The organism is Jiangella asiatica (assembly GCF_004349065.1).
GTDB lineage: Bacteria > Actinomycetota > Actinomycetes > Jiangellales > Jiangellaceae > Jiangella > Jiangella asiatica.
Map to the genome: position 1 here is coordinate 1 of NZ_SMKZ01000111.1, position 3,364 is coordinate 3,364.

Annotated in this window: 2 protein-coding genes; both read left to right on the forward strand. The window is 70.8% G+C overall.

What is annotated here, in order from left to right:
* On the forward strand, positions 1 to 2,670 hold a 2,670-nt coding region (locus E1269_RS31895; RefSeq protein WP_203434298.1), incomplete at its 5' end, for an MBG domain-containing protein.
* Between the two features lie 90 nt (positions 2,671 to 2,760).
* A partial coding sequence (locus E1269_RS31900) for a DUF222 domain-containing protein (RefSeq protein ID WP_131902269.1) occupies positions 2,761 to 3,364 on the forward strand: 604 nt, incomplete at its 3' end.

Below are 3,364 nucleotides of genomic sequence, written 5' to 3' on the forward strand. Positions count from 1 at the left end.
GCGGCGTTCTGCTGGGGCTCCGACGGGAACGGCATGCTGGGCAACGGCCCCGGGGGGGCGGGAGATCAGGTGTCGCCGTCGCCGGTGGTGACCCCGGCGGGGGTGGAGGGCTGGTCCACGCTCACGGCCGGTCGATCCCATACCTGCGGGGTGTCCACGGACGGTGCGGCATTCTGCTGGGGCTCCGACGGGAACGGCATGCTGGGCAACGGCCCCGGGGGGGCGGGAGATCAGGTGTCGCCGTCGCCGGTGGTGACCCCGGCCGGCGTGGACGGCTGGTCCACGCTCACGGCCGCTGCTGCCAACCACACTTGCGGGGTGTCCACGGACGACGCGGCGTTCTGCTGGGGCGCGGACGACTTCGGTCAGCTGGGCAACGGCCCAGGGGTGACGGGAGATCAGGTGTCGCCGTCGCCGGTGGTGACCCCAGCCGGCGTGGACGGCTGGTCCACGGTGTCGGCCAATGTGACTCACACTTGCGGGGTGTCCACGGACGGCGCGGCGTTCTGCTGGGGCGACGATGACCTCGGTCGGCTGGGCAACGGCCCAGGGGTGACGGAAGATCAGGTGTCGCCGTCGCCGGTGGTGACCCCGACCGGGGTGGATGGCTGGTCCACGATCTCGGCCGGTGTCACCCATACGTGCGGGGTGTCGACCGACGACGACGCATTCTGCTGGGGCGACGACGGGAGCGGGCAGCTGGGTAATGGTGCGGAGCTGACGGGAAATCAGCCGTCGCCGTCGTTGGTAAATCGGGCGGCGCAGCAGATCGGGTTCGGTGCGCTGCCCGATGTGACCTATGGGGTGGAGCCGTTCGAGGTGTCCGCATCGGCGTCGTCGGGGTTGCCGGTGTCGTTCTCCGCCGACGGTGAGTGCACGGTGGACGGGTTGACGGTGACGGTGACCGGTGCGGGGGAGTGCACGGTGACCGCGTCGCAGGACGGTGATGATGCGTGGTTGCCGGCCGACCCGGTGTCCCGGTCGTTCACGATCGCGAAGGCCGACCAGTCGATCGAGTTCGCACCATTGTCCGATGTGACCTATGGGGTGGAGCCGTTCGAGGTGTCCGCGTCGGCGTCGTCGGGGTTGCCGGTGTCGTTCTCCGCCGACGGTGAGTGCACGGTGGACGGCTCGACGGTTTCGGTGACCGGTGCCGGGACATGCACGGTGACCGCGTCGCAGGACGGCAACGCGAACTGGTCCGCGGCGGAACCGGTGTCGCGGACGTTCACCATCGCCAAGGCGGACCAGTCGATTGAGTTCGCACCCTTGTCCGATGTGACGTACGGAGACCCGCCGTTCGACGTGGAGGCGTCGGCGACGTCTGGGCTGCAGGTCCAGTACGACGCGGCGGGCATGTGCTCGATCGAGGGCTCGACCGTGACGGTGACGGGCGCGGGCGAGTGCACGGTGACCGCGCGTCAGCCGGGGAACGCGAACTGGTCCGCGGCGGCGCCGGTTGAGCGGACGTTCACCATCGAGGGTGCCCCGGCCATGGTGGAGGTCACGGAGTGGGAGCACGTCTACGACGGTGAGCCGCACGGCGTGACGGTGACCACGGATCCGGAGGGCTTGGAGGTCGAGGTCACCTACGACGGTGATGTCGACGAGCCCATCGATGCCGGGTCGTACGAGGTCGTGGTCACGGTGACCGATCCGGACTACGAGACTGAGCCGGTGACCGGGACGATGACGATCGCCAAGGCCGATCAGGAGATCGCGTTGGACGCGCCGGAATCGGTGGTGTTCGGGGACGGCGCGTTCGAGGTGACCGTCGAGGCGTCGTCGGGGTTGCCGGTGGAGCTGACCGCGTCCGGTGTCTGCGCGGCCGACGGGTCGACGGTGACGCCGTCGGGCGCCGGCGAGTGCGTGCTGACCGCCGAACAGCCGGGCGACGACAACTGGAACGCCGCGCCGACGGCGACCGCGACCGTGGTGGTGGACCCGGCGTCCACGTCGACCGTGCTGACCGGTCCGGACCGTTCGTCGCTGGCCGGCGAGCCGGTGACGTTCACCGCGGAAGTGACCGCGCCGGAGGGGACCGGTGTTCCCGGGGGGGCGGTCGTCTTCACGGTCGACGATGCCGATGAGGGTGTCGAGGTGCCCTTGGACGGCGACGGCGTCGCCGCGTGGAGCACTGGTGACCTGGCCGTCGGCGAGCACAACGTGGCCGCGTCCTATGCCGGGCAGGGTGATCACGCTGCGTCGGCATCTGAGCCGGTCGAGCACACCGTCGTGACGGCGGAGTTGACTATGACCGGTCTGCCGGCCGAGGTGATGGCCGGGGACGAGGTCACCGTCGGTGTGACGGGGTTCGTTCCGGGTGAGGAGATCGGGTTCGTGCTGCACTCGGACCCGGTCACCGTGGCGGCGGTGACCGCCGATGCGGTGGGTGCCGGTTCGGTCACGTTCACGGTGCCGGACGTCCCGGCTGGTGAGCACCTGCTCGTCGCCACCGGAGCCGACAGTGAGCTGAGTGTCGAAGCCGGCACCCAAATTGTCGAGGCACAGGAGCCGACGCCGCCGCCAGAGCCGGAGCTGCCCGACACCGGGTCGAGTCTGAGCCCAGTGACAACGGGCGGGCTGGTGCTGGCCGGTCTGGGCTTGGCCGGTCTGGGCGTGGCTGGTCTCGTCAGCCGCCGACGCCGACCAAGCGGCGAGGTCGCCTGACCAGCTCGTGAAGAACGATCACGCCGCGTCGGCGTCCGACGCGGCGTGATCGTTCTTACGTTGTCGGTGGGTCCGGATAGAATCGTTCGTATGTTCGATTCGACTCGTAGTGCAGTTTCCGGCCACCCGGTGGCGGCGGCGCTCGATGCGGTCGGGTCGGCGATCGCCGGGGTCGAGGACGCACCGGCGTGGGGCCTGGCGGCGGACGAGTTGGCGCGGCTGGTGGTGGCACACGAGGCACTCACCGCCCGGCTCGCCGCGCTCGGTCTGGGGCTGGTCCGGGAGGCCGATCGCCGTCAGCTCGGGTCCTCGGTCGGTGCCACGTCGACAGCCGACTGGCTGCGCGATCGGCTGCGGCTCGAGCACGGTGCGGCGAAGGGACGGGTCGCGCTGGCGGCGCTGCTGGACGTGGACGCACGCCTTCTCGAGCCCGCCCGCACCGTGCATGACGCCGACAGCCGTGACGCGGCCGACACTCGCCACCACAGCGGCTATCCGAACCCCGCGTCCGAAGGTTCCGGTCGCACCGGTGGCGCCGCTGACGTCGCCCGGACGGGCCTGGGCATACCGGTGGCAGCCGTGCGGGAGCTGTCGCGAGCCGCTCGGCGGTTCCTGCCGTGCACGGCGTGGGCGCTGCGCGCGGGCAGCATCTCGGTCGAGCATGCTCAGGTGGTCCGGCGGGCGCTGGGGCGGC